The sequence below is a fragment of the Leifsonia sp. 115AMFTsu3.1 genome (assembly GCF_004362795.1).
Lineage (GTDB): Bacteria > Actinomycetota > Actinomycetes > Actinomycetales > Microbacteriaceae > Leifsonia.
In genome coordinates, this window is the sequence record NZ_SNYB01000002.1 from 64,261 (window position 1) to 90,041 (window position 25,781).

Genomic DNA, 25,781 nt, shown 5'->3' on the forward strand with positions numbered 1-25,781 from the left:
CTTCCTCCGGGGTAGATGTGGCATCGTTGCCATACGACCCTAGGGCTTGAGCCGTGCGGCCTTCAAGCGTAAGAAACGATCAAGTAACGAAAACCGACTCCGGGGACCCGGTCCCCTTGTGAAGAGCGTCACCCCTGCATTAGCGTGCGATGTGGGAAGGTTTCCATACTGTCGCTCAGACCCCGGCAGTAGGGGATCCCGTACCTCTTCGCACGGGCGAGGACGCCCGCTGCGACACCACTGAAGGGAAATCAGATGAACAAGAGGCACACCGCCTTCGCCGCGCTGGCACTCACCGCGTCGGTGGCGCTCCTCGCCGGTTGCAGCTCCAGCGGCGGCAGCTCGTCCGGCGGGGACTTCTCCAAAGACGCCAAGGGCAGCCTGAACGCCTGGGGCTTCGACAACGCCGACGACGTCGGCACCTCCCGAATCGACTACGCCAAGAGCCAGCTCAAAGACGTCACCATCAAGATCGACCAGACGCCGTTCGACGCGCAGAAGTTCACCACCCGCGTCGCCGGCGGCAACGTGCCCGACGTCGTCCAGATGGACCGCAACTTCGTCGCCACCTACGCGGCGCAGGGCCTCATCCAGCCGCTCGACCAGTGCTACAAGGTGCACGACGTCGACCCGACGTCCACCTACTACCCCTCCGTCATCGACGACGTCACATACAAGGGCAAGGTCTACGCGGTCCCGCAGTTCTACCAGCCGCCGGCGATCATCACCAACGAGCGCGTCATGAAGGCGGCCGGAGTGACCGACGCCGAGATCGACACGTCCAAGCCGGACACCCTCGTCGCGGCGATCAAGAAGATGTACAAGTCGTCCGGCGGCAACCCGTCGGTCCTCGGCTTCGACCCGGTGGCGGGCGGCCAGGCGGGCCTGTGGATCCTCGGCTACGGCGGCCAGCTCATCGGCAGCGACGGCAAGCCCACCCTCGACGACTCGAAGAACGAGAAGGGCCTCGAGGTGCTCAAGCAGATCACCGACGCCCAGGGCGGCTACGCCAAGGTGAAGAGCTTCACCGACTCGTTCGACACCTTCGGCGAGAACAACCAGTACGTGAAGGACCAGGTCGGCGCGCAGGTCAACGCCCAGTGGTACGTCAACGTGCTGACCCCGTTCGTCGACAAGGTGGACATCGGCGCGGTCCCGTTCAAGGGTCCGGACGGCCAGCCGTTCACGGTCGCCTCGGGAACGTCGTTCGTCATCCCGACCGGTGCCAAGAACAAGGACGCCGCGTGCGCCTGGGCGCTCAACCTGACCAGCCTGCAGGCGTGGGAGGCGGCGGGCGCGGCCCGTGCCGAAACGCTGAAGAAGACGCCGGGAGCGATCAACACCGGCCTCTTCACGGGTTCGCCGGAAGCCGACAAGACGCTGCGTGAGAAGTACGTGAAGCCGTCCGGCAACGCGGGCTTCGACAAGGCGATCTCGACCTACTACGACGTGGTGGGCAACGGAAAGTCGTTCGGTGCGTCGCCGGCCGGTCAGCAGATCCAGACGGAGCTGCAGAACGCCATCCAGTCGGTGCTCCTCGGCAGCAAGTCGCCGAGCGAGGCACTGAAGGATGCGCAGGCCGCGGCCATGAAGGCCTACGACCAGTCGACCAAGAGCAGCAAGTAACGCGCTCGCACAGGGGCGGTCTCCTCGCGGAGGCCGCCCCTTCTGCGTGCCCACGTCTCGTGCCCCTCGCCTCGCGGCGAGGTGCACGTTGTTGCGGGCTCCTGCGGCGTGTCGAGCGCAACTACGTGCACTTCGCGGCCGGGCATATGCGGGATGCGCCCGCCGGGCTGCGAGTACGTGCCGCAACTCGCCCCGCTTTCGCGCATCCACTCACGTCTCGCGCCGGTCCGCCTGGCGTCGAGGTGCACGTAGTTGCGGCCGCCTGCGGCGTGTCGAGCGCAACTACGTGCACTTCGCGGCCGGGCATATGCGGGATGCGCCCGCCGGGCTGCGAGTACGTGCCGCAACTCGCCCCGTTTCCCGCATCCACTCACCTCTCGCGCCGGTCCGCCTGGCGTCGAGGTGCACGTAGCTGCGGCCGCCTGCGGCGTGTCGAGCGCAACTACGTGCACTTCGCGGCCGGACAGATGCAGGATGCGCGCGCCGGGCTGCGAGTAGGTGCTGCAACTCGCCCGCTTTTCCGCATCCACTCACCTCTCGCGCCGATCCGCCTCCCATCGAGGTGCACGTAGTTGCGGTCGCCTGCGGCGTGTTGAGCGCAACTACGTGCACTTCGCGGTCGGGCATATGCGGGATGCGCCCGCCGGGCTGCGAGTACGTGCTGCAACTCGCCCCGCTTTCCCGCATCCACTCACCTCTCGCGCCGGTCCGCCTCGCGTCGAGGTGCACGTAGTTGCGGCCGCGTGCGGCGTGTCGCGCGCAACTACGTGCACCTCGCGGGCGGACAGGTGTGGGATCCGCGTGCCGAGCGCGGGAGCGCGTGGGGGCGCTACGCGTCCGCGGCGGCGGGCAGGTCCGCGACCTCGCGGACGTCGCGCAGCGACGCCCACAGGATGACGGGGCACGCGAGGAGGAGGATACCGGCGACGATGAGCGTCCAGCGGGCGCCGATCGTGTCGCCGAGCAGACCGCCGACGATCGCGCCGACGGGGAAGAGGCCCATCACGACGACCTGCATGGTCGCGTTGACCCGCCCGAGGACGCGATCGGGGCAGATCTGCTGCCGTACGCTCACCTGGGTGATCGCGTAGACGATCTGCCCGAACTCGCCGGCGGCGATGCCGAGCACGATCAGGAGCGTCCACCATCCCGGCTGCGCGAAGGCGCCGAGGAGCGACAGCGGAGCCGTGACGGCGAGCGACAGCCAGACGATCCGCACCGACCCCACAGCCCGCGACAGGCGCGTGGTGAAGGCGGCGCCGACCATGACCGTGACCGAGCCGACCGCGATGACGAGGCCGATCAGCGCGGGGGAGAGGCCGAGCGTCCGCGACAGGAACACCATGTTGACCGCGGACGCGATCGCGAACGAGAAATTGCTCAGGGCGCTCGCCAGCGCGGTCGACCGCAGCACCCGCGAGCGGAACACGAAGCCCAGACCCTCCGCGATCTCCGTCCGCATCCGCCGACGGTGCTCGGGAGCCGTCGGCTCGTCCTCCCGCGCCCGGATCCCGAGCAGGCACAGCGCGGACGCCGCGAAGGTGCCCGCCTGCACCAGCACGACCGTCGCCGCGCCGATCAGCGACACCAGCACTCCGCCGAGGGCGGGGCCGGCGACCTGCCCGGAGGCGCGCACGAACTCGAGGGAGGAGTTGCCGGCGAGGACCCGCTCCCGTCCGATCACGGACGGCAGGTAGCTGCGATACCCGACATCGAAGAACACCCGGGCCACGCCGGCCAGCAACGAGACGACGAGCAACTGACCCATGGTGAGCAGCCCGAGAACCGCAGCGAGAGGGATGGTCGCCAGCAGCACCGCACGAACCAGATCGCTGGCGACGAGGAGCGGCCGCCGACGCATCCGGTCGACCCACGCCCCGGCGGGGAGCCCGAGCACGGCGAACGCCACGGTGGATGCCGCCCCGAGCATCCCCACTTCTAACGGCGTCGCGTCGAGGCTCACCACGGCGAGCAACGGCAGGGCCACACCGGATACCTGGGCGCCGAGCTGGCTGGTGGTCTGCCCGATGAGCAGCAGACGGAAGTCGCGGGATGCGAACAGCGAGGGAGAAGGAGATGTCACGACGAGTGGCCTTTCGAGTCCGGAACAGGTGGTCCTCCCACCCGCCGGCTCGATCCGAAAATCGTCGCTAGGGGGGTTAAACGTTACCGGGCGCGGTGGACGATGTCCAACCGCGCCCGGTGTCCGGGATGAGGTCAGCCCTTGCGGCCCTGCGTCGCCACGCCTTCGATGAAGTACCGCTGGCCGAAGCCGAACAGCAGCAGCATGGGGAGGGTCACGATGAGCGCGGCCACCATCACGTACTGGTAGTCGCCGTGACCGCCGTTGGTCGGACTGAACGTGGTCATCGCGTACGAGATGCCGAGCGGCACGGTGAAGCCGTCGACACCTCCCGCGTTCAGGTAGATCAGCGCCGCCTGCAGGTTGTTCCAGCTGGCCTGGAACTCGAACAGGAAGATGATGATGAACGACGGGATGCTGAGCGGCATCGCGATCTTCGTGAACAGCTTCCAGTAGCTCGCGCCGTCGAGTCGTGCGGCCTCGAACAGCTCCCGCGGGAGCCCCATGAAGAACTGCCGCTGCAGGAAGATGTAGAACGCCGAGCCGAACAGGTTCATACCGAACAGCGGAAGCCAGGTGCCGATCAGGCCCAGGTTCTTCCAGATCAGGTACTGCGGCACCATGGTGACCGCGCCGGGCAGCATCATCGTCGCCAGCACCAGGCCGAACAGCAGCGTCCGTCCGGGGAACTTGAAGTACGCGAACCCGAACGCGACGATCGAGCTCGAGATCGCGACCAGGCCGGCGGCGAGGACCGCGATGATGACGCTGTTGCCGATCCACGAGAGCAGCGGGAGTTGGTTCCACACCTCGACGTAGTTCTGCGGCGTGAACGTCTTCGGCCACAGCGAGTTGTCGAACACCTCCTGCCGCGGCTTGAGGCTCGCGGCGAGCAGCCAGGCGAACGGGTACAGGAACAGCAGCGCGAAGGCGATGGCGACGATCCAGAGGACCGTCTTCCCGATGATCGTCCTCGGCTTGTACCACCGGCCGCCGACGGGCTTGTCGCCGCGCCCGTTGGGGGTGCTGCCCTGCAGCTGGGCGGCATCCAGCTCGGAGGCGAGCGGGGCCAGGGCCGCGGCGGCAGTGGACTGGGTCGCGGAGGACATTACTTGTCTCCTTCGTAGTAGACGAGGCGGTTGCTGACCTTCACCTGGATGAGCGTGATCAGGAGGATGATCACGAACAGCAGCCAGGCCATCGCCGCGGCGAAGCCGAAGTTGAACTGCCGGAAGGCCTGCTGGAAGAGGTACACGCCGTAGAACAACGACGAGTCGGGGGAGGCGTTCGTCTGATCTCGCCAGAACAGCAGGTAGGCCTGGTCGAACACCTGGAGGGCCGCGATCGTGAGCACGACCACGTTGAAGAAGATCGCCGGGGAGATCATCGGGATGGTGATGGTGAAGAACTTGCGGATGGGTCCCGCACCGTCGAGCGAGGCCACCTCGTAGAGGTCGCGAGGCACGTTCTTCAGTGCCGCGAGGAAGATCACCATGGTGCCGCTGACGCCCCACAGGGTCATCAGCACGATCGACGGCTTCACCCAGTTCGGGTCGATCAGCCACTGCGGGCCCTCGATGCCGAAGATGGCGAGGAAGCGGTTGATCGCTCCGGTGTTGCCGTTGAGCAGCAGCAGGAAGATGGATGCGGTGGCGACCGCCGGGGTCATCTTCGGGAGGTAGTAGATGGTGCGGAAGGCGCCGGCGCCGCGCCCGACCCAGTTGAGGAGGAGGGCGAGCAGCAGCGCGAAGATGATCTCCAGCGGCACCGCCATGACGGCGTAGAACAGGGTGTTGCCGAGCGAGAGCGCGACCTTGGGGTCGTTGAACAGCTCCGAGTAGTTGTCGAAGCCTGCCGGCGTCGCGCTGTTCGTCGCCAGGTTGTAGTTGCTGAACGAGATGAAGAGGCTGTACAGCATCGCGCCGAGCGTGAACACGAGGAAGCCGATGATCCACGGGCTGATGAAGAGGTAACCCGCGATCGCCTCGCGCCTGTTGTACTTGGTGCCCTTCTTCTTGGCGGGCTTGTCGTCGCCCGTCCGGGTCTTGCCGCGTGACGTATCGGAGAGGACGGCCATCACCGGCTCCTCTTCCCTGCGCCATCGAGCTCGGTGATCTTCATCGCCACCCTTTCGATCCGTCCTCCGCCTTCGTCGGCGTGGTGTGGCATCGTTACCACATAGCAGCGACTATAAGTCCTCCCGAGCGTGCCTGCAACCGGAGCCCAGCCCATTCCCGGGCAGGGGCGGACTCATCTCGGGATGCGGACCCGTCTCGGCTATGTGGGCGGTGCCGGCGGGGGAACTGCCTGTGTGCCGGGCACGGTACACCCGGTTGGACCGGTCGTCACCGGTCCGGGATGCGCTCAGCGGCGGCTCTGTCGCCGCGCGATCGCCCCTCCTCCGCGCCGCGGTTCCGTACGGGTGGGGCGCGCATCCCGCAGCCGCGGAGGCAGCGTGACGCATCCGTGACGGCACGGCAGCGGGCCGCCGCGTCGGCCATTAGGGTGGATTCGCCGGGCGTCCGGCGCTCCGGCGCCCGTGGAAAGGGTTCGATGATCGAGAACGACGCCGACGGCACGCAGCGGCGCGCGACGCTGAAAGATGTCGCGCTGGCCGCCGGGGTGTCGCAGTCGACCACATCCCGTGCCCTGAGCGGCGAAGGCTACGTCGCCGCCGGGGTCCGCGAGCGGGTGCTCGCCGCCGCCGAATCGCTCGGGTACGTGCCGCACGCCATGGCCCGCAGCCTGCGCAAGCAGGACAGCCGCACGATCGGCGTGCTCGTCTCCGACCTGCGCAACGCCTTCTATGCGGATCTCGCCGCCGGCATCGCCGCCCGGGCCCGCCGCGAGGGCTACACGATGATGCTCGTCGACGACCAGGGCTCCACCGAGGCCGAGATGGATGCGGCGCGCGCGTTCGTCGCGACCCGCGTCGCCGGAGTGATCGTCACGCCGCTCTCGGGTGACGTCTCCAATTACCTGATGCGCCAGCACATCCCCGTCATCGAAGCCGACCGTCAGTTCTCGGCCGGCCGCTGCGACGCGGTCATCATCGACAACGCGGGCGTGGCGAAGCGGATGACGGACCACCTGATCGACCTCGGTCACCGCCGCATCGCCCTCTTCATCGACGAGACGACGTGGACGACCGGTGGCGAGCGCGCCGCCGGCTACCGCAGCTCGCTGGAGGGGTCGGGCATCCCCGCCGATCCGTCCCTCGTGATCTCGACCGGATGGGATGCGGACGGCGCCCGCAAGTCGGCGATCGACATCCTGGCCCGCCGGGACCACCCGACCGCGATCTTCGCCGCCAACAACCTGCTCGCGGAGGGCGTGTGGCGGGCGACCAACGATCTCGGCCTCCGCATCCCCGAGGACGTCAGTGTCGTCTCCTTCGACGACTCCGAGTGGATGAGCATGGTCAGCCCGGGCATCACGGCGGTGGCTCAGGATGCGGTGTCGCTGGGCGAGACCGCCCTCGACCGCCTGCTGGGGCGGCTGCAGGACCCCGCCGCCGAACCGCAGACCATCGTGCTCGAGGCGCAGGTGCTGCCCCGCGGCTCCACCGCGGCTCCGCGCGCGCTGTAGCGGCGCCCCGCGTCGCGTCGCCAACGCACATTTGGCGCACATGTGCTCTTTGGCGGCTCGATAACGCACATTTGGCGCAAATCTCGTGTCCGTTCGCCGAGTCGACAACCAATGTTGGGCCTCGGGAGCCAGGCGGGCGGGCACATTCGGCGCACATCTCGTGTCGGTTCGCCGGGTCGACGGCGCACATTCGGCACGAATGTGCGTTTTGCGCGCCGCATTCCGCACATTCGGCACGAATGTCGAGCTTGGCGGGACCGGCGGGCGGGCACATTTGGCGCACATCTCGTGTCGGTTCGCCGGGTCGACGGCGCACATTCGGCACGAATGTCGAGCTTGGCGGGACGGGCAGGCCGGCACATTTGGCGCAAATCTCGGTTCTGGCGGGGTGATAACGGAGATTTGGCGCAAATGTCGTGGCGGGACGGGCGGACGGGCAGGGTGGAAACGATCCCATATTTGCGGCAGGATGGGCGCGGCGAAAGGATCGACGCTGACGAACACGCACCACGCACCCGAGGTCGGGCTGTCCGTCGCCATCGACGGCGGCAACTCGAAGACGGAGGTCGTCGTGCTCCAGGGCGGTCCGGAAGGCCTCATCGAACGCTCCCGCGGCATCGGCCCGGGAAGCGGAGCCGGACCGCAGGCGGTCGTCGCCGCCGTCACAGTCGTCCTCCGCGATCTCGGCATCGCACCCGCCGACGTCACGCGCGTCTCGGCCGCCGTGGCGGGACTCGACTTCCCGGGCGACGAAGACGGCCACCGCGCCGCGCTGGCCGAGCTGTTCCGACGCGCGGCGGTCGACGTCGTCGGCGACGCGGTCGCGGTGCTGGATGCGGGCGCCGGGCTCGGCCACGCTGTCGCCGTCGTCTGCGGTGCGGGCCTGAACGCCGTCGCGCGCGGACCGCACGGACTCGCGACCGTCCCCGCCCTCGGCTGGCCGAGCGGCGACTGGGGCGGGGGCGACGAACTGGGCCGTGAGGCGGTCCGCGCAGCCGCGCGCGCCGAGGACGGCCGCGGGCCAACCACGTCGCTGCTGCCGCTGGTCCTCGCCGAGACGCGAGCCGCCGACACGGTCGCCCTCGCCCGAGCGATCCGCGACGGGTCCGTGTCGATGCGGCAGGTCGGATCCCTCGCCTCGGTCGTCGCCCGAGCCGCAGCCGAGGGGGACGCGGTCGCATCCGACCTCATCGCGCGGGCGGCCGCCGAAGCGGTGGCGCTGGCCTCCGTCGTGGCGCGCCGTGCGTGGGCAGCCGATCCGGCCTCCGCCGAGGATGCGGACGCGCCGGATGCCGTCGTCCCGCCCGGCACCTCCGTCGTCCCGCCCCGTACCGCCGCCGTCCTCGCCTGCACCCCCGTCGTCCCGCCCCGTACCGCCGCCGTCCTCGCCGGCACCCCCGTCGTCCCGCCCGGCACCCCCGTCGTCCCGCCCGGCACCCCCGCCGTCCTTGCCGGCGGAACGTTCTCCGACCCCGGCTTCCGGGACGCCGTCTCCGCGGGCCTCCGCCGCCTCGGCTTCGACCCGCGCCCGCTGGAGTTCCGCCCGGTCGACGGCCTCGTCCGCGCCCTCCGCGAGGCACCGACGCCGGCCTCACCGGACGCCCACAACCACCCCCACCCGAACCAGGAAAGGACCCCGCGATGAAGGTCACGGTCATCGGCGCAGGCTCCACCTACACTCCCGAGCTGGTCTCGGGGCTGTGGAACGAGCGCGAGCGTCTCACGGTCGACGAACTCTGGCTGATGGATGTGGACAGCCCGCGCCTGGAGATCGTCGGCGGCATGGTCCGCCGCATGCTCGCCCGCCAGGGCGCCGACGTCCCGGTCACCCTGACGACCGACCGCGCAGCCGCCATCGAGGGGTCGGATGCCGTGCTCATCCAGTTGCGCGTCGGCGGTCAGAGCGCGCGGCTGCAGGACGAGCTGTTCCCCCTCGCCTGCGGCTGCGTCGGCCAGGAGACGACGGGCGCGGGCGGTCTCGCGAAGGCGCTGCGCACCGTCCCCGTCGTTCTGGACATCGCCCGCGAGGCTCGGGAGCGCGCCAACCCGGGCGCCTGGATCGTCGACTTCACGAATCCCGTCGGCATCAACACCCGCGCGCTGCTCGACGACGGCCACCGCGCGATCGGGCTGTGCAACTTCGCGATCGGCGTCCAGCGGTGGATCGCACGCGAGCACGGCGTGGAGCCGCACCGCGTCGAGGTGGACCCGGTCGGCCTCAACCACCTGTCGTGGGTGCGGCACATTCGGGTGGACGGCGTGGATGTTCTGCCCGGCATGATCGCGGAGCGATCGGACGAGCTGGGCCGCCGCGGAGGCGTTCCGGGCGAGCTCATCCGCGACCTCGGCGTGCTGCCCTCGTACTACCTGAAGTACTACTACGCACATGACGCCACCGTCGGCGAGATGGTCGCGGGCACGCCCCGGGCGACCGTTGTCGCGGACGTGGAGCGCGAGCTCCTCGCCCTGTACGCGGACCCGACGGTCGACACCAAGCCCCCGCAGCTGGAGGCCCGCGGCGGCGCCTTCTACAGCGAGGCGGCGACGGCGCTGCTCGCGTCGCTGGTGGCCGGCACCGGCGACAACCACGTAGTGAACGTCCGCAACAACGGGCTGATCCCCGGTCTCGCGGACGACGACGTGGTCGAGACCCTGTGCCGAGTGGATGCGTCGGGCGCGACCCCGCTGCCGCAAGAGCCGGTCGCGCCGGAGCTGCTCGGGCTCATCCAGCACGTCAGCGCGTACGAGCGGCTGGCGGCACGCGCCGCGGTGACCGGCGACCGCCAGCTGGTGCGGAAGGCGCTGCTGGCGCATCCCCTCGTCGGCCAGTGGGATCTGGTGACGGCACTCGAGAAGGGCATCTTCGAGACGGGCGGCCGGCTCCTCCCGCAGTTCGCATGAGCGCGTTCGAGGTCGCGGTCTACGGGGGCACCTCCGCTGGCGTCACGGCAGCGGTCGCGGCGGCCGAGGGTGGCGCCCGGACGGTCCTCGTCGAGCCCGGCCGGCACCTCGGCGGCATGACCTCCGGCGGCCTCGGCTACACCGACGTCGGAGACGTCCGCGCTCTCGGCGGCGCGGCCGCGCGCCTCCGAGCCGACATCGCGGAGCACTACGGCACCACCCCCGGGCACTACGCCGGACCGGAACCTCACGTGGCCGAGGCGATCTTCCGGCGCTGGCTGGAGGAGGCCGGCGTCGACGTGGTCTTCGGCACCCGCCTGACCGACGTCGAGACCGCGCAGGGGCGGGACGGCCGCGAGTTGCGGTCCTTCACCGTGACCGGCGGCGACCGCATCCAGGCCGGCGTGTTCGTGGATGCGAGCTACGAGGGCGACCTGCTCGCGACCGCGGGGGTGCCGTACCGCGTCGGCCGCGAGGACCGCGGCCTGCACGGCGAGCGGTTCGCCGGCAGGCAGGAGCTCCTCCCCGGCATGCACAACATGCCGCCGTCGGTGTCGCCCTTCGCCGACGATCCGACCGGACTCACCGCGGGACGCCTCCTGCCGCAGCTTCACGACCGCCCGCTTGCGCAGCTGGGGGAGGGCGACGGCGGCGTGATGTCGTACGGCTTCCGCGTCTGCCTCACCACGGCTGCCGACCGCATCCCGTTCGACCGTCCCGACGGCTACGACGACGAGTACTGGGAGCTGGGGCGTCGCCTCTTCGCGCGCGACCGACGGGAGGGCGTCGAACGTCCGGCCGGCCGGATGCTGGGGCTCGAGCCGAACCTGCCCGGGGGGATGGCGGACGGCAACTCGCTCGGGCCGGTGTCGCTGAGCGTGCTGGACGGATCTGCATGGGAGTACCCGGACGCCTCCCCGGAGCGGCGCGAGGAGATCCGTCGGCACCATGTCGACCACACGCGCGGTTTCCTGTACTTCCTGTCGCACGACCCCGCGGTGCCGTCTGCGATCCGGCGCGAGCTGTCGCGCTGGGGACTGCCGCGCGGCGAGTTCGCCGACACCGGCCACCTGCCCCACCAGCTCTACGTGCGCGAGGCGAGAAGGATGGTCGGCGAGCGCATCCTGACCGAGCACGACCTGCTCGCCGGCGGGATGCCGGAGGACACCGTCGCCCTCGGCTCGTACCACATCGACATCCGCGAGGTGCAGCGTGTCTGGCGCTGGGTGTACGAGCATCCGGACCCGATCGGCACCGTCTTCACGGAGGGGTACCTCTCGCTCCCCGTGCCGGTCTACGGCATCCCGTACTCCGCACTGCTGCCCAAGCGGGAGGACGCGACGAACCTCCTGGTACCGGTCTGCCTGTCCGCCTCGGCCGTCGCTTTCGCGTCGGTCAGGATGGAGCCGCAGTACATGATGCTCGGTCAGGCCGCAGGTGCGGCGGCAGCGCTCGCCGTAACGGCTGATACGCCGGCGCAGGATGTGCGGATCGGGCTGCTTCAGGACCGGTTGGCGGCCTCCGGACAGGTCTTCACAGTCCCTTAACCACGCTCTGGTACCGGTGTCAATCCCCCTGACGCGACAGGATTTGCGTGCCTCGTTAGGGCACTATGAGGACCATGGGAAAACTCGTCTACGGCGCGGGCCAGGAGTATGACCTCGACGATCGGGTGCTCAGCCACGTCAAGCTCGCCATCGTTGCGAAGCTTCGCCGCCACGAGAGCTTTCTGCTGAATTGGGACGTCCCGGTCGAGCAGGGATCCGGCCGGGTCTCGCTCTGGATCAGCCGTGAGGTGCCGCTGGCGTTCCAGTTCAGCGGCAGCCGCCCGCCCGCCATCAACCCCCAGTGGCTCGAAGCGCTGATGCACACGTCCCAGCGCACCGGCGGCATGGTGATCATGCCCGAGGACGAGGTCGGCCGCCACCTCCCGAGCTGACCGCACGGCTCGAGCGCTTCGTCAATCCCCTGCTTTCGGAACCGACTCGACCTAGCTTTGCTTGCATGGGCGATATGACGGCGACGGCAGTGCTGATGATGCTGCCGCGCCGCGCAAGGACGCCGGTGGCGATCCTGGCGGATGGGGCGGTCCCGTCGTCGCTTCGGCTCGACGTCTTCGGCGGCCGCGACGTGTTCGTCCGGATGCGGCGCGGACCCGGAGTCCACGGTCTCAGCGAGCCGTACCGCGAAGTGTCGCGGGACGACTACCCCGCGGAGTCGGAGCCGGCACTCGTCGTGATCTCAGACCGGTATGTCCAGGCGCGCTTCGCGTGCTCCGCCTCGGTGTTCGGCGCGACGGACGTCGTCGTGTTCGTGCCGCTGGACGACGACGGCGAGGCGCCCGCTCGTGTCGCCATCCCCATCCCGTCGCTCGACCGCCCGTCGTGGCACGAATTCGAGCTGGTGTCGCGCACCCGCATGGAGTGCCGCTACCGCGTGGTCCGCGAACGCGACGGCGTCCCGACCGGAGGTTCCCGTGCTCTATCAGCTCTCTGAGATCGAGCGCCTTCTCGATGAGGCGCCCGGGCTCTATGTCCGCTACTCGGCCGGCTATGCGGCCGACCTAGAGGCCGGTCCCATCGATGCCGCGAGCGGACTCGCGCTGCCCGGGCTGCCCGCCCGTCCCCTCGACCCGGAGGCGTGGTGGACGCTGCCCCGCCGGGAGTGGATCGCGCGACAGCTGACGCAGCTTCCGGCTGCCCGGCACGCCACGTTCGAGGGCGTGCACCCGGAGCGCTTCGCGTGGCTGCTGCGCGGCCGCCCCGCCGGTCACGGCCTGGACGGCGAGGCACTCGTCACCGACATCGAGGTGGTCGGTCGCCTGGCCGAGTGCCTCATCGCGGAGGCCGACCGGGTATGCGACGAGCGGTTCGACGCGGAGCCCGGGCTTGGCGAAGCGGAGCTGGTGTCGGTGGCGCATGCCTGAGGGTCTGCTCGTCGAGGCCACGGCCATCCTTCAGCTCATCTCCGACAGTCCGTCGGGCGGCACGGCCATTGTGCTGCGCACGCCCGAGGCGCCGCCGTTCGTGGTGATGGGCGACGACACGGAGGAGGGCTTCTCGCGGTTGCGACGCGGCGCGATCGCCTATGGAGTCCCCGAGCTGTATCAGGTGCTGCCGCGCGACATGCTGAGCGCCGGCCACATCCTCCACATCCGTGACGACCACCGGCCGGCCCGCGTCGACAAGGCCGGCTCGATCTTCGGCCCCGCCCCGGACAAGCTGTGGGTGCCGCTCGACGACTCGCGACGCCCGTTCGCCCGGATGCGGGTGCCCATCCCGTCGCTGGAGCGGCCGGCGTACGTGGAGTTCGCGCTGGAGGGCGACGGCGACGTGCTGGAGTACCGGTTGAACGGCGAAGCGCGGATCGGCGACGGCTACATCTGCTCGTACTGCGGCAAGCTCTGCCCGACCAAGGAGCCGCACACGGCCGCGCACGGCGTGGCCGGGCACACGCACGCGGGCGTCGCCGCCGGCCAGGACCAGGACGGGCCGGCGCCCGAGACGGGGCCTCTGGAAGTGAGGGGCCACCCCGGCCCCGGGTCGCAGCTGTGAGCCGCGCTCTGCGGCTTCTCGTCTGGCAGGTCCATGGCGGCTGGATGGATGCGTTCGTGCGCGGGCGGCACACCTACCTGCTCCCGGTGGATGCGGCGGGCGAGGGTGGTGTCGGCGGCCGGGACTGGCCGTCGAACGTGGTCGACGTCCCGGAGGCCGAGCTGGCGTCCACGCCGTTCGACGCCGTCGTGCTCCAGCGGCTGGAGGAGTTCGACCTGGTCGAGCGGCTCACCGGGCGCCGTCCCGGTGTGGATGTGCCGGTCGTGTTCGTCGAGCACAACACGCCCCAGGAGAGCATTCCGAACTCGCGGCATCCTCTCGCCGACCGGGACGACCTGCTGATCGCCCACGTCACGCACTTCAACGCGCTGTTCTGGGACACCGGCTCCACCCGCACCCGGGTGATCGAGCATGGTGTCGTCGACTACGGCAACCATTTCACCGGCGAGCTTCCGCGCGCCGCCGCGGTGATCAACGAGCCGGTGCGCCGCTGGCGTGTGACGGGTTCGGATCTTCTCGGCGGCTTCGCCGCTGTGGCGCCGGTCGACGTCTTCGGGATGCAGGTGGACGGCCTGGCGCAGGCGCTCGGCGTCGGCAGCGACCGGGTGGTCGCCGCGGGCGACATCGAGGCGCCTCGCCTGTTCTCCGAGGTCGGGCGTCGGCGTGTGTACGTGCATCCCAACCGCTGGACGTCGCTGGGGCTCTCGCTGCTCGAGTCGATGACGGCAGGGATCCCGGTCGTGGCGCTGGATGCGACGGACGCGCGCCGCGCCGTGGTGCCGGGTGTGGGGGCCATCTCGACCGACCTGGCGGAGCTGCATGACGCGGTCCGCGCGTTCGTGGACGACCCGGGTCGCGGAGCGGAGGCGGGCGGACGCGCGCGCGAGTGGGCGCTGGAGCGGTTCGGTCTCGGCCGCTACCAGGCGGACTGGGACGACCTGCTGGCGCACTGGGTGGGCTGAGCGCGTCAGTCGTCGCGTGCGTCGCGCAGCGCCTTCTCCGCTTCGCGGACGGCGCGCTGCGCGTCGGAAATCCGCGAGCGCAGCTCGCGCTCGGCGGCACGCGTCTCGCTCAGGTCGTCCGTGATCCGTTGCAGCCGTCGTTGCAGCGAGTCCCGCTCCGCCTCCAGGTCGCCGCGGTGGTCGACCGTCTCGTCGAGCTCGTCGTCGAGGGCCTCGGCGTCTTCGCGGGCGCGCGCGACGGCCTTCTCGGCGGCCCGGATGCGGCGCTGCCGTTCCCGGCGCTCGCTCGGCGACTCGGTGTGCTCCTCTGAGGCCGGCTCGTCGTCCGCTTCGGCCGCGCCGGCATCCTCGTTCCCGCCGCCTCCGCTCCGCGCCTTCCGGCGGCCGGGCCGCGGCGCCGGGAAGTCCTCGATGTCGATCGGCAGCGCGACGGCGTCGGAGACGTCGACCTGCTCGAGACCGGTCGACTCGAGGGCGCGCACCAGCATCCCGCTCCGAACCGCGGCGGCCGCTGCCGGGTCGATGACGGCCGCCTGCAAGGTCTCCTCGACTTCACGTTGCACCGCCGGGCTGAGGTCCAGTCCGTCGGTCGCGCGCTGCAGCAGCCGCTGGCGCTCCTGGGTGAGCGCGCGGATCTCGGCGCGGTCGCGGGAGGCGAACGCATCCCGCATCCGCGAGCCGATCTCCAGCACGTCGCCGACGAGGTCCGGGTGCTCGCGGGTGAGCGCGTTGATCGCGGCCGCCGACGCCGACGGCTTGCGCAGGGTCTTGATCTGCGTGGCCGTCGAGCGGTCGGCCTGGGCCGCGGCGGCGTTGCGCCGGGCGATGAAGTCGCCGGGTGCGACCGAGTACAACTCGCCGGCCACATTCCGCAGGTCCATGCGGCGAGTGTACGCGCGGGACTCAGTGGTTGCGGAGCTCCTTCACGAGCTCGCCCTTGTTCTTCTTGGAGTAGCCGCTGAGGCCGAGCTCCTTCGCGCGCTTCTTCAGCTCGGGCACGGTCCAGTCCTCGTACGAACCGGAGTCGCCGCCCTTGCGGCCGACCGAGGATCGGCCGCGGGATGCTGCGGCGTTGGAGATGCGAGCAGCCTTCTGCTTGGAGTCCCCCTCCTTGCGCAGCTTCTCGTAGAGCTCCTGGTCTTTCAGCTGGGGCTTGTTGCCGGGCATATCCGCTCCTTCCGTTTCGGCAGGAACAGTACGCCCGGCACAGCCGGCTGTCAGGGTGCGGTCAGACGCGCGGTCCCTTCGCGGCCTTCACCGCGCCGAAGTACTCGTTCGAGGGGCGCAGCCACATCAGCACGACCGCGACGATCGTCGCCAGCACCTGCAGCAGCCCGGTTCCGAAGCCGGTCAGCAGGTTGAGCAGCGAGAGCACGGTGAGCACCGTCAGGACGATGCGCGCCCAGTTCGCGCCGCGGCGCATGAAGTAGGCGAAGAGGACGAACACGACGGCCCAGAAGATCAGGGTGACGATCGACCAGGTCACGAGGAACGTGACGGACGCGTCCGCGACCTGCTGCGCTGTGAGGCCTCGGAGGTCGGCGCCCTGCTGCTCGATGACGCGCACCTGGTCGGCGCGCGATCCCGAGACGACCGCGATCGTGATGATGCCGCTGATCACGCTCAGCACCGCACCGGCGACGTACAGCCAGAACGCGATGTTGACCGTGTTCGGCGGAGACGTCGGCGCGACGGTGGTGGACGGACCGGTGGCCGCGGCGGGGTAGGAGCTGGGCGGCGGCGGTGGTGCAGCCGGGATGCCCTGACTGGGCGGAGGAGGAGGCGGAGGCGTGGGATCGGATGCGGGCGGCGGGCTGACCGGCTCGCCCGCCCCGGTGGGTCCGGCGGGGCGCGGTGTGCTCTCGTCGTCTGGATTCGTCATGCGGCGACCATACTCCCGGGCCGATTGGCCTGACTAGGCCTCACCGGGCGGGCCGCCGCGGGTCGGCGGGCCCCTGGCTGCCCGGGGGACGCGCTTGTCAGCCCGCCGTCTCCGCCGCGCGGGCCGCGGGGGCCGGCGCGAGCGGCTGGGTGGCCGGACCTTCGAGAACCGTGCCGTCGGGTGCGAAGCGCGAGCCGTGCAGCGGGCAGTCCCACGACAGCTCGGCGTCGTTCCAGCGGACCACACCGCCGAGGTGGCTGCACACTGCGGTGAGCGCGCACGTCGTCCCGTCGACCGTCGACACGGCGACCGGGGTGCGACCGCGTCGGCCGACCGTTCCGGTGCCCTCCGCGACCGGCTCGTCGCCGACCTCCGGGCCTGTCTGAGCGGACGCCCACTCGGTCACTGCGGCCTTGCCGACGCCGGCGTTCATGGCGACGCCTGAGGCGATGTCCGCGGGGCGGGTGACCCGGTGGTGCATCACGCGCGCCCACTCGAGCGTCTCCCCGGTCAGGTCGGCGGTGAGACTGAGTGCCGAGGCGACGGCGTTCGTCATCCCCCACTTGTCGTAGCCGGTGGCCAGGTAGATGCGTCCGCGGCCGCGGGGCAGCCAGCCGACGAACGGGATGCGGTTCGCCGACCGGTAGTCCTGCGCCGCCCACCAGTGGGTCCGCTCCGCCCCGGGGAAGGTGCGCTCGGCCCAGGTGGTGAGGTCGGCGAGCTTCTCGGCCGGGGAGTCCGCGCGACCGGCCGGGTGCCCGTTGCCGCCGACGAGGAGCAGGCGGCTGCCGTCCGCCGCGGTCGCGGTGCGGAGGGAGCGGGTGGGCGAGTCGGCGGAGATGTACATGGCCTCCGGGATGTCGCCCGGCACCCGGAAGGCTGTCACATATGAGCGCGTCGGTTCGACCTTGGCGAAGTACAGACCGCGGTCCAGGATGGGCGTCCCGGTCGCGAGGACGACCTGGTCGGCGCGGGAAGTGCCGGAGGTGCTGGTCACCACGGCCGGTTTCGCGGCGGACACGTCGGTGACGCGTTCGCGCTCCACGATCCGGCCGCCGAGCCGCCGGAACTCGGCGGCGAGCGCGGCCAGCACCTTCAGCGGATGCACCTGCGCCTGGCCGCCGAGGGTGAGGGCGCCCTCCACCGCGAACGGAAGCTCGGTCGTGCGCTCCTCCACGGCGTCGAGCCCGGCGACGCGGGCGGCGGCGAGTTCCGCATCCAGCTTGTCCAGGCCGTCGAGCGTCGTCGCGTAGGTGACGGCGTCGCGCGTTTCGTACGGGACGGCCTGTTCTTCGAGGAAGTCGAGCAGCCAGCCCTGGCCCGCCGTGTTGCCGTCGACGTAGGCGCAGAGCACGGCCTCGGAGGCGTGGCGGCGGATCGACGAGAGCGTCGTGCCCTGCAACAGGCTGACCTTGCCGGTCGTGTTGCCAGTCGTGACCGCGCCGACGGTGCGGGCTTCCAGCACCAGGACGCGCATCCCCGAGCGGGCGAGCATGAGGGCGGTGGCGAGGCCGGTCAGGCCGGCGCCGACGACGATCGTGTCGTAGTGCCCATCCCACTCGAACGTGTCGGTCGGGATGTGCGGGGAGGTCTCGAGCCAGAGGGACGTCGTCGGCGGCATGAGACGAGCATCCCCCGTCGAGGACGCCGTGGGAAGCGGTTGACTTCAGGCCAGCGAGTCGAAGTCGAACCAGAACGCGTCGTCGTCGTCCTCCCCGGCGGTGGCTCCGGAGGCGACGGGGTCGCGCGGGATCGTGGCGGTCTCGATCCGTACGCGCGTCTGCGCGGTGACGAAGATCTCACTCGGAGGTCTGCTGGACTGCGAGATGGAGACGAAGTCGCCGTCGTTCCTGCTCGCCTGAACGACCCGGGCCTTCAGCTCCTCGACCGGTGCGCGGTCGACGAAGGTGAATCTCAGGTCGTCGATGTAGACGTGGAACACCTGCATTTACCTCTCCCGGTCGTCGTTTCCTGCCCGATAGTACGCGGCCCCCCGCGTTGTGCCAGTCCGACTCTGTATCGGGCGCGGTCAGAGCAGGTCGAGATCGACGTCGGGGATGTCGTCCGTACCGTGCTCGACGTAGGTCGCCCGTTGTGGCGCAAGGGCCGCGATCCGGTGCTCGAACTCGTCGACGAACGGCTGATCGCGCAGCTCGGATCCCGAGTATTCGGCGTCCTCCGCCAGCATCTGGCTGGCCGGGCCGAGCAGCAGCAGGACCTCCCCGGTGCTGCCCCCGTCCACGACCACGGGGGCGCGGACTTCGGCGGCGGCGTTGTTCTGGGCCAGCGCGGCGGCGAAGCGCACGATGACGTCGGCGATGTCGTCTCCGGTGAGGAGAGAACCGCTCGCATAATGGATGCGCTTCATCACCAATCCATACGATCACCTGGGGGAAAGGTCAAGGCTTTGCGGTGTGGCCTTGCGGTGATGGAGCGGTGCGCGTTCACTCGCGGAATGACCGATCAGACCAGACCGTTGACCGCGCTCGCCCTCGTCTGCACGCTCAAGCCGTCGCCCGGTGAGTCGAGCAGTCAGCTGCTCGCGCGCCAGCTCCTGGATGAGCTGGCGACCCACGATGTGACCGGCACCGCGGTGCGCCTCGTCGACTACGACATCAAGCCCGGTGTCGAGCTCGACGAGGGCGATGGCGACCAGTGGCCGCACATCCGCGAGCAGATCATCGCGTCCGACATCCTGCTCATCGTCACGCCCACGTGGATGGGACACCTCTCGTCGGTGGCGCAGCGCGCGCTGGAGCGTCTCGACGCCGAGCTGTCGGAGACGGACGACGCCGGCCGACCGCTCGTCGAGGGCAAGGTGGGCATCGTCGGCGTCGTGGGCAACGAGGACGGCGCGCACGGAATCATCGCCGACCTCTTCCAGGGGCTCAACGATGTCGGCTTCAGCATTCCGTCGCAGGGCGCGACGTACTGGAACGGCGAGGCGATGCAGACCGTCGATTACAAGGACCTCGACGAGACCCCGGAGGCTGTGGCGAGCGCGAACGCCGTCGTGGCGAAGAACGCCGCCCACCTGGCGCGGCTGCTCTCCGAGCGCCCGTACTGACGGGCGCAGCTAGCATGGCCGCGTGACCGAACCCGACCCCCGGATCGTCGCGCGCCTGCGGGCTGCGGGATGCGTCTTCGCCGAAGACGAGGCGCGCCTGCTGATCGAGGCGGCCGGTTCGCCCGCCGAACTCGACGCCCTGGTGTCGCGTCGTGTCGCCGGAGAGCCGCTCGAGCCGCTGCTCGGCTGGGTCGAGTTCGGTGGGCTCCGCCTCCACGTCGCCCCGGGGGCCTTCGTGCCGCGGCGGCGCACCGAACTGCTCGCCGGGCGCGCGGCCGATCTCGCCGCGGCCACGGTCGCCGTGTCCGGCGCCGCCGTCGTGGTCGACCTGTGCTGCGGTGTCGGTGCGATCGGCGCGGTCGTCGCCGACCGCGTGCCCGCCGCCGAGGTGTATGCCGCCGATCTGGATCCGGTCGCCGTCGCATGCGCGCGGCGCAACGTCGCTCCCGACCATGTCTTCGAGGGCGACCTGTTCGCGGCGCTCCCTTCCGAGCTGCGCGGCCGCGTCGATGTGCTGGCCGTCAACGCGCCCTACGTCCCGACCGAAGCGATCGCCCTCATGCCGCCGGAGGCGCGCGACCACGAGCCGGGGATGGCGCTCCACGGCGGCGCGGACGGCCTCGACATCCACCGCCGCATCGCCGCGGAGGCGGCGGACTGGCTCGCACCGGGCGGGACCCTGCTGATCGAGGCCGGGGAGGAGCAGGCCCCCGTCTCGGCCGCCCTCTTCGCAGCCGTCGGGCTTACGTCGCGCATCGAGTCGGACGACGACCTGGGCGCGACGGTGGTCGTCGCGTCCGCGCCGTCCGCGTAGCGCCGGCGGGCGCATCCCTTCACCGCCGCGGGCGACAGGACTACCGTGCGTGGCATGAGCACGCTCGCCGCCGCGCGGCCCATGCCGGCCGACCGCGTCCGTCAATCCCTCGTCATCGCCGGCACGGTCGTGGCGCTGATCGGTGCGGTGGTCGGCTCCGGATTCGCCGGGGGAACGCCCATCCCCGAAGTCGCGGGCGGCGCCCTGAGCGCGGACGCCACCCTGCTGGCCCCGGCCGGACCCGCGTTCGCGATCTGGTCGGTGATCTACGGCGGGCTGGTCGCCTACGCCATCTGGCAGGCGCTGCCGTCGCAGGCCGCGCGCGACCGCCAGCGCCGTGCCGGATTCTGGGTGCTGGCCTCCCTGCTCCTGAACGCCGCGTGGATCCTCTCCGTTCAGGCCGGCCAGCTGGCGCTCTCGGTGGTCGCGATCGTGGCGCTGCTCGTCGTCCTCATCGCCGCGTTCGTCGTGCTCCGCCGCCACCCCGGCGACTCCACCGCCGACGCCGTGCTCCTCGACGGCGTGATGGGCCTGTACCTGGGGTGGGTCATGGTGGCGACCGTCGCGAACATCACCTCGCTGCTGCAGGTGGCCGGGTTCGACGGCTTCGGCGGCAGTCCGCACGCCTGGGCGATGGCCCTGCTCGCGGTCTTCGCGGTCATCGGCTGCGCCCTTGCGGTGTGGGACGGCGGCCGCTTCGCCCCGGCTGTCGCGTCGGCGTGGGGCCTCGCCTGGATCGGCGTCTCGCGTCTGACCGGCTCGCTCGTCTCGGCGCCGGTCGCGATCACGGCCTTCGCGGCGGCGCTGCTGCTGCTCCTGGTCGCCCTGGCCGTGCGGGTGGCGCGGCCGTCGCGCCGGGCCCGCGGCTGACGGATTGACGAGACACGCCGTCGCGCGGCAGTCGGCGACGGCGCGTCGCGTCAACCCGATGGGTGCTGATCCCTCCCGTACGCTGGACCGGTGGGCGGCGTACTGACCGGGTTCGGGATCATCGCCTTCGTGATCCTCGTCGGCTACGTCGCCGGGCGGCTGCGGATCGGCGGTCCGACCGCCCCGTACGTGCTGAACCGGATCGCGTTCTTCGTCACGAATCCTGCTCTGCTGTTCGTCACCCTCGCCCACGCGGACCTCCGGGTGGTGTTCTCGACCCAGCTGCTCGTCGCCGCGATCGCCGCCGTCGCCTCGGCCGGCGTGTTCGTCGCGCTGTCCCGCGCGTTCTTCCGCTCGCCCGCCCCCGAGACCACGATCGGAGCGCTGGGCGCGGGATACGTGAACGCCAACAACATCGGCATCCCTGTCGCCGTGTACGTGCTCGGCAGTGCGTCCTATGTCGCGCCCGTGCTGCTGCTCCAGCTCATCGTCTTCGCGCCGATCGCCCTCACGATCCTCGACACCACCAGCCGCGGGACGATGTCGGTGCGCTCCATCCTGACCCAGCCCATCCGCAACCCGATGATCATCGCGTCGGTGCTCGGCATCCTCGTCGACGTGAGCGGGATCCGGCTGCCGGACGCCGTGTACCAGCCGTTCGAGCTGCTCGGCGGTGCCGCGGTGCCGCTGGTGCTGATGGCGTTCGGGATGTCGCTGGTCGGATCGAAGCCGCTGCAGCCGGGGACGGGCCGTACACCGATCGTCGTGGCCGTCGCGCTCAAGTCGGCGGTGATGCCGCTGCTCGCGTTCCTGGTCGCCCGGTTCGTCTTCGGGCTGGAGGGACAGCCACTGTTCGCCGCGGTCGCGCTCGCCGCACTGCCGACGGCGCAGAACGTCTACAACTTCGCGGCGCGTTACGAACGCGGGATGCCCGTCGCGCGCGACATCGTGCTGTTCACGACGATCTTCGCCGTGCCCTCCCTGCTGGTCGTCGCGGCGCTGCTCGCGCCCTGACCCCGCCTGACCGCGCCCTGAGCCGACCCGGTCAGCGCTCGCCGTCGAGCGACAGCAGGTACTCGGCGTTGCCGCGGATGGCCGCCTCATAGCGCAGCAGGTCCGGCGTGCGGATGCGGTCGGCGGCCAGCTCCATCAGCTCGGCGACCGCGCCGTCGCTGCGGCCGGCCGCGTGCAACGACAGCGCATGCCAGACGAGCACGGACTCCGATTCGGGGAAGAGCTCCCTCGCCCGGTCGAGCACCGCGAGCGACTCGTCGAACCGGCCGAGGTTCCGCAGCGTGCTGCCGTACTGCAGGAGGCAGCGCCGCAGGGTGTCGCCGGCGAGCCCGGCGTCGAGGGCGCGCTCGTAGTATCCCGCCGCCGTCTCCTCCTCGCCCGCGGTGTCGTAGGCGCCGCCGACCTCGTAGAGCACGTGCGGATCGGTGGGATGCTCGGCCAGCACGGCGCGCAGCGCAGCGATCGTCGGCTCCATGTCGTCGCGGTCCCTGGCGTCGAACAGGTCCTTCAGCCGCTGCAGCAGGGCGGGGTCGGTCGTCTCGGGCATCCGCCCACCCTACTGGCCGGCCCCGATCACGCCGCGGAGCGGCGCGGGCAGTTCGTGCGCGGCGAGGGCGGAGGTCAGAACGGCTCCGTAATGCTCCTTCCGGCCCGAGGTGGTGCCGAAGAACCGGTGCAGCTGCTGGTCGAGCGACCGCACCCGCTGGGCGGGCTGCTGCTGGAACATCCGGAACAGCCGGAGGTCGCCCTCCCGCTCGAGCATGTCCTCCGTCCGTCGATGCCCCAGCGCACGCACGAGCTCGGCCTCGAGGTCCGGACGGCACACGAACACGGCCTCCTCGTCGAGGCCGGCTCGTTGGAAGAAGCGCAGTTCGGCGGCATCGCAGAGTCCGCGCAGCCGGAGTCCGGCATCCCCTCCGAGCTCAGCGGCGAACCGGCGGACGCTCATCGCACCGCCCATGGGCACGACCGCGACCCCGTCCGCTGCCAGGTCGACGCCGAGGATGCGCGCGGCGGCGAGCACGGCCGCCCGATCACTGGCGCCCTCGACGAGGATCGCCGTGCTGGCATCCACCCACTGTCCGGTCACGGTCACATTGTGCACTCGCCGTCGACCCCTGTCGCGCTCGCGAAGCCGCGCGTACGGTGCGAGCCATGAAGATCATCACCTTTGCCGCAGGAGTCGCCGTCGGTTTCATCATCGGGTCGCGCGCCGGGCGCGGTGCATACGAGGACATGCGCCGCAAGTGGCGCGGGTTCGCCGAATCGGACACCGTGCAGCACGTGAAGGGCGACGTCAAGGACTTCGCCGGACGTGCCGCCTCCGACGTCGGCGACAAGGTCAGCGAGACCGTCAGCAAGGTCACCGAGAAGGCGACCTCCAAGATCGACGAGGTCACGGGCAAGAGCGGGAACGGCTCCAGCTCCACCTCGCCGGCCGTCTGAGTCAGGCTCCCTCGGGCGGGTGGGCCAGCAGGTCCACCCGCTCGCTCAGGTACGCTCCGAAGTCGCGCGCGTCCGCGTCCCCCGCCGCCGGGCTCCAGCGCACCAGCGGCTGAGCATCCCGCACGAACAGTGGGCCCGTCGAGGCGCGGAGGATGGATGCGTCGAGCGGGATGACCGGCGCGTCGAAATTCACCGTCTCGCCGTTGCGGAAGCGTCCGCGAGCCGCGGCAGCCCGCAAGGCCCTGCGCTCCTCCGCCGACCGGGATTGGTACTGCGGCCGCCCCGGAGGCGTCGCCCGGACCAGCGTCCCGGTGGCGCGCAGAACGCCCTCCGCATCCAGGAGGAAGACGCCGAGACGCCACACGCTTCCGATTTCGCGCAGCACGGGCTCCCGCTGGATCAGGAACCGACGGCGGGCGGGAATGTACTCCGCCAGCGCCTCCTGGCGCGCACCGGCCTCGGCGAGCGTCGCGACCGCGGAGGCGATGGCCGCACGGATGCGCTCGAGCGCCTCCCCGTCCGTCTCCGAGCCCACGCCGAGAAGCCTACGGGCGCACCGTCGACGCCCGGCTACACCGTCCGGATGGAGAACGAGTTGTCGTCGGTGACGAGCAGGAGCTCGACCCCGGCTTCATGCCGGAGCACCACCAGAGCGGACGCGTCGGTCGCCGCCACCCGCTCCACCTGGTTCAGGAAGATGCGGGCCATCTCGTCGGTGACGCGGAAGTCGCGGCCCAGAGCGTGGACGATGTACCGCGACCGCGTGGTGGGGCGGCGGCCCAGCGCCGTCTCCTGCGCGAAGTCGTCGACGGCGACATGGAATTCAGGCGTCATGGTCATCGGGGGCTCCTTCTCTGGCCTCGCCGACGGTAGTCGCGGAAAACCGGTGCAGACAGGGGCTTGACGCGGAGTTAGATGGAAGGCATGAAGATGTTCACCTTCCCCCGAACCGACATCACCGCCTCCAACATGATCCTCGGCCTGATGCGCATCTCGTCCCTCGACGACGAGCAGATCCGCACCCTGGTCCGCACCGCCCGCGACGAGGGCATCACCATGTTCGACCACGCCGACATCTACGGCACCGAGCGTCACGGCTGCGAGCGCCGCTTCGGCGACGCGGGCGCCATCCCGGCCTCGGAGCGCGACCAGGTCGTCATCCAGTCCAAGGTCGGCATTCGCGAGGGCTTCTTCGACTTCTCTCGCGAGCACATCTTGCGCTCGGTGGACGAGTCGCTGGAGGCGCTGAAGACGGATTACCTCGACATCCTGCTGCTGCACCGCCCGGACACCCTGGTGGAGCCGGACGAGGTCGCGCTCGCCTTCGACGAGCTGCAGAGCGCGGGCAAGGTGCGCGCTTTCGGCGTCTCGAACCAGACGCCGGGTCAGATCGAGCTGCTGCAGCGGTCGCTCTCGCAGCCGCTCGTCGCCAACCAGGTGCAGCTCAGCATCACCCACGCCCCGCTGATCGCGCAGGGCGTCGCCGCCAACATGGCGGGACTCGACCAGTCGATCTCGCGCGACAACGGCATCCTCGACTACGCCCGCCTTCACGACATCGTGCTGCAGGCGTGGTCGCCGTTCCAGAAGGGCTTCTTCGACGGCGTCTTCCTCGGCGACCGCGAGAACTACGCCGAGCTGAACGACGTGATCGACGAGCTGGCGCAGAAGTACGACGTGACCCCGACCGCGATCGCGGTGGCGTGGATCACCCGCCACCCGGCGGGGATGCAGGTCGTCCTCGGCACCACCAACGACCAGCGGGTGCGCGACTCGGCGGCCGGCTCCGAGATCCCGCTGACCCGCGAGGAGTGGTACCGGCTCTTCACGTCGGCAGGCCACATCCTGCCGTAGCGGGCTCAACAGGAGGAGGATGCGCGGCGCGGTCCGCACATCCTCCTCCTTTTTCGGCCGCCGCCGGTGTGTCGGCGGCGGATCTCCTCCCTTCCCGCCCGCCCGCGTCGCGCAGCGAAC

29 protein-coding genes are annotated in these 25,781 nt (G+C 70.6%); 16 read left to right on the forward strand and 13 right to left on the reverse strand.

Annotation, left to right across the window (positions count from 1 at the left end; genetic code table 11):
* Positions 1-255 precede the first annotated feature (255 nt).
* The gene (locus AXZ95_RS11230) at positions 256-1,626 is read left to right on the forward strand and encodes an extracellular solute-binding protein (protein WP_018192721.1); all 1,371 of its coding nucleotides are present in this window, start codon (positions 256-258) and stop codon (positions 1,624-1,626) included.
* Positions 1,627-2,455: 829 nt separating this feature from the next.
* Here AXZ95_RS11230 and AXZ95_RS11235 read toward each other — a convergent pair.
* The 3 genes from AXZ95_RS11235 to AXZ95_RS11245 all read right to left on the reverse strand — a co-directional run bounded on the left by AXZ95_RS11235 (position 2,456) and on the right by AXZ95_RS11245 (position 5,786).
* Positions 2,456-3,709 (reverse strand): MFS transporter, encoded by a 1,254-nt coding sequence (locus tag AXZ95_RS11235; RefSeq protein ID WP_018192720.1) that lies wholly within the window; start codon positions 3,707-3,709, stop codon positions 2,456-2,458.
* Positions 3,710-3,843: 134 nt separating this feature from the next.
* Positions 3,844-4,818, reverse strand: a complete 975-nt coding sequence (locus AXZ95_RS11240) for a carbohydrate ABC transporter permease (RefSeq protein WP_018192719.1) — start codon at positions 4,816-4,818, stop codon at positions 3,844-3,846.
* Positions 4,818-5,786, reverse strand: coding sequence for a sugar ABC transporter permease (locus AXZ95_RS11245; protein ID WP_018192718.1), 969 nt, complete (start codon positions 5,784-5,786; stop codon positions 4,818-4,820). Before AXZ95_RS11245 ends, AXZ95_RS11240 begins: the two co-directional genes overlap by 1 nt.
* A gap of 476 nt (positions 5,787-6,262) precedes the next feature.
* Between AXZ95_RS11245 and AXZ95_RS11250 the strand changes: the two genes are divergently transcribed.
* From AXZ95_RS11250 to AXZ95_RS11290, 9 genes are all read left to right on the forward strand, one after another.
* A complete protein-coding gene (locus AXZ95_RS11250; protein ID WP_018192717.1) occupies positions 6,263-7,297 on the forward strand; it encodes a LacI family DNA-binding transcriptional regulator in 1,035 nt (344 codons plus the stop codon).
* Between the two features lie 469 nt (positions 7,298-7,766).
* Positions 7,767-8,942: a BadF/BadG/BcrA/BcrD ATPase family protein gene (locus AXZ95_RS11255; RefSeq protein ID WP_133638888.1), complete on the forward strand. Its 1,176-nt coding sequence runs from the start codon at positions 7,767-7,769 to the stop codon at positions 8,940-8,942.
* Positions 8,939-10,198, forward strand: a complete 1,260-nt coding sequence (locus tag AXZ95_RS11260; protein WP_018192715.1) for a 6-phospho-beta-glucosidase — start codon at positions 8,939-8,941, stop codon at positions 10,196-10,198. The genes AXZ95_RS11255 and AXZ95_RS11260 overlap by 4 nt, the downstream gene beginning before the upstream one ends.
* Entirely contained in the window at positions 10,195-11,745 is a 1,551-nt protein-coding gene (locus tag AXZ95_RS11265; protein ID WP_018192714.1) for an FAD-dependent oxidoreductase, read from the forward strand. Before AXZ95_RS11260 ends, AXZ95_RS11265 begins: the two co-directional genes overlap by 4 nt.
* Positions 11,746-11,819: 74 nt before the next feature.
* Positions 11,820-12,137, forward strand: a complete 318-nt coding sequence (locus AXZ95_RS11270; protein WP_018192713.1) for a hypothetical protein — start codon at positions 11,820-11,822, stop codon at positions 12,135-12,137.
* Positions 12,138-12,202: 65 nt separating this feature from the next.
* Positions 12,203-12,694, forward strand: a complete 492-nt coding sequence (locus tag AXZ95_RS11275) for a hypothetical protein (protein WP_231374521.1) — start codon at positions 12,203-12,205, stop codon at positions 12,692-12,694.
* Complete coding sequence (locus AXZ95_RS11280) at positions 12,675-13,124, forward strand: DUF6098 family protein (RefSeq protein ID WP_018192711.1); 450 nt, start codon at positions 12,675-12,677, stop codon at positions 13,122-13,124. Before AXZ95_RS11275 ends, AXZ95_RS11280 begins: the two co-directional genes overlap by 20 nt.
* On the forward strand, positions 13,117-13,752 hold the full coding sequence (locus tag AXZ95_RS11285) for a hypothetical protein (RefSeq protein ID WP_018192710.1): 636 nt from the start codon (positions 13,117-13,119) through the stop codon (positions 13,750-13,752). The genes AXZ95_RS11280 and AXZ95_RS11285 overlap by 8 nt, the downstream gene beginning before the upstream one ends.
* Entirely contained in the window at positions 13,749-14,714 is a 966-nt protein-coding gene (locus AXZ95_RS11290) for a glycosyltransferase (protein ID WP_018192709.1), read from the forward strand. The genes AXZ95_RS11285 and AXZ95_RS11290 overlap by 4 nt, the downstream gene beginning before the upstream one ends.
* A 5-nt stretch (positions 14,715-14,719) precedes the next feature.
* On the opposite strand, the gene AXZ95_RS11295 is transcribed toward AXZ95_RS11290, so the two are convergent.
* The 6 genes from AXZ95_RS11295 to AXZ95_RS11325 all read right to left on the reverse strand — a co-directional run bounded on the left by AXZ95_RS11295 (position 14,720) and on the right by AXZ95_RS11325 (position 18,964).
* Positions 14,720-15,595 (reverse strand): hypothetical protein, encoded by an 876-nt coding sequence (locus AXZ95_RS11295; RefSeq protein ID WP_018192708.1) that lies wholly within the window; start codon positions 15,593-15,595, stop codon positions 14,720-14,722.
* Between the two features lie 22 nt (positions 15,596-15,617).
* Entirely contained in the window at positions 15,618-15,881 is a 264-nt protein-coding gene (locus AXZ95_RS11300) for a Rho termination factor N-terminal domain-containing protein (protein ID WP_018192707.1), read from the reverse strand.
* A gap of 61 nt (positions 15,882-15,942) precedes the next feature.
* Positions 15,943-16,596, reverse strand: a complete 654-nt coding sequence (locus tag AXZ95_RS19795) for a hypothetical protein (RefSeq protein WP_231371182.1) — start codon at positions 16,594-16,596, stop codon at positions 15,943-15,945.
* A 97-nt stretch (positions 16,597-16,693) separates the two neighbouring features.
* Positions 16,694-18,217, reverse strand: a complete 1,524-nt coding sequence (locus AXZ95_RS11315) for an FAD-dependent oxidoreductase (protein ID WP_018192704.1) — start codon at positions 18,215-18,217, stop codon at positions 16,694-16,696.
* Between the two features lie 45 nt (positions 18,218-18,262).
* Positions 18,263-18,544: a hypothetical protein gene (locus tag AXZ95_RS11320; RefSeq protein ID WP_018192703.1), complete on the reverse strand. Its 282-nt coding sequence runs from the start codon at positions 18,542-18,544 to the stop codon at positions 18,263-18,265.
* Positions 18,545-18,625: 81 nt separating this feature from the next.
* Entirely contained in the window at positions 18,626-18,964 is a 339-nt protein-coding gene (locus tag AXZ95_RS11325; protein WP_018192702.1) for a hypothetical protein, read from the reverse strand.
* A gap of 87 nt (positions 18,965-19,051) precedes the next feature.
* Between AXZ95_RS11325 and AXZ95_RS11330 the strand changes: the two genes are divergently transcribed.
* The 4 genes from AXZ95_RS11330 to AXZ95_RS11345 all read left to right on the forward strand — a co-directional run bounded on the left by AXZ95_RS11330 (position 19,052) and on the right by AXZ95_RS11345 (position 22,361).
* A complete protein-coding gene (locus AXZ95_RS11330; RefSeq protein WP_018192701.1) occupies positions 19,052-19,663 on the forward strand; it encodes an NAD(P)H-dependent oxidoreductase in 612 nt (203 codons plus the stop codon).
* A 22-nt stretch (positions 19,664-19,685) separates the two neighbouring features.
* The gene (locus AXZ95_RS11335; RefSeq protein WP_018192700.1) at positions 19,686-20,477 is read left to right on the forward strand and encodes a putative protein N(5)-glutamine methyltransferase; all 792 of its coding nucleotides are present in this window, start codon (positions 19,686-19,688) and stop codon (positions 20,475-20,477) included.
* A gap of 54 nt (positions 20,478-20,531) precedes the next feature.
* Entirely contained in the window at positions 20,532-21,347 is an 816-nt protein-coding gene (locus AXZ95_RS11340; RefSeq protein ID WP_018192699.1) for a tryptophan-rich sensory protein, read from the forward strand.
* A gap of 90 nt (positions 21,348-21,437) precedes the next feature.
* Complete coding sequence (locus tag AXZ95_RS11345; protein WP_018192698.1) at positions 21,438-22,361, forward strand: AEC family transporter; 924 nt, start codon at positions 21,438-21,440, stop codon at positions 22,359-22,361.
* A 31-nt stretch (positions 22,362-22,392) separates the two neighbouring features.
* On the opposite strand, the gene AXZ95_RS11350 is transcribed toward AXZ95_RS11345, so the two are convergent.
* Both AXZ95_RS11350 and AXZ95_RS11355 read right to left on the reverse strand, forming a co-directional pair.
* Positions 22,393-22,908 carry a tetratricopeptide repeat protein gene (locus tag AXZ95_RS11350; RefSeq protein ID WP_018192697.1) on the reverse strand — a complete coding sequence of 172 codons (516 nt, stop codon included), beginning with the start codon at positions 22,906-22,908 and terminating at the stop codon, positions 22,393-22,395.
* 9 nt (positions 22,909-22,917) lie between these two features.
* On the reverse strand, positions 22,918-23,451 hold the full coding sequence (locus tag AXZ95_RS11355) for a TOPRIM nucleotidyl transferase/hydrolase domain-containing protein (protein WP_231374520.1): 534 nt from the start codon (positions 23,449-23,451) through the stop codon (positions 22,918-22,920).
* Positions 23,452-23,516: 65 nt separating this feature from the next.
* Here AXZ95_RS11355 and AXZ95_RS11360 point away from each other — a divergent pair, with 65 nt between their 5' ends.
* Positions 23,517-23,807, forward strand: a complete 291-nt coding sequence (locus AXZ95_RS11360) for a hypothetical protein (protein WP_018192695.1) — start codon at positions 23,517-23,519, stop codon at positions 23,805-23,807.
* A 1-nt stretch (position 23,808) separates the two neighbouring features.
* Here the strand turns inward: AXZ95_RS11360 and AXZ95_RS11365 are convergent, their stop codons facing one another.
* Positions 23,809-24,342, reverse strand: a complete 534-nt coding sequence (locus AXZ95_RS11365; RefSeq protein WP_018192694.1) for a hypothetical protein — start codon at positions 24,340-24,342, stop codon at positions 23,809-23,811.
* 35 nt (positions 24,343-24,377) lie between these two features.
* A complete protein-coding gene (locus AXZ95_RS11370; RefSeq protein ID WP_018192693.1) occupies positions 24,378-24,647 on the reverse strand; it encodes a hypothetical protein in 270 nt (89 codons plus the stop codon).
* An 84-nt stretch (positions 24,648-24,731) separates the two neighbouring features.
* On the opposite strand from AXZ95_RS11370, the gene AXZ95_RS11375 reads away from it, so the two are divergent.
* Entirely contained in the window at positions 24,732-25,661 is a 930-nt protein-coding gene (locus tag AXZ95_RS11375) for an aldo/keto reductase (RefSeq protein ID WP_018192692.1), read from the forward strand.
* The last annotated feature ends 120 nt before the right edge of the window (positions 25,662-25,781 follow it).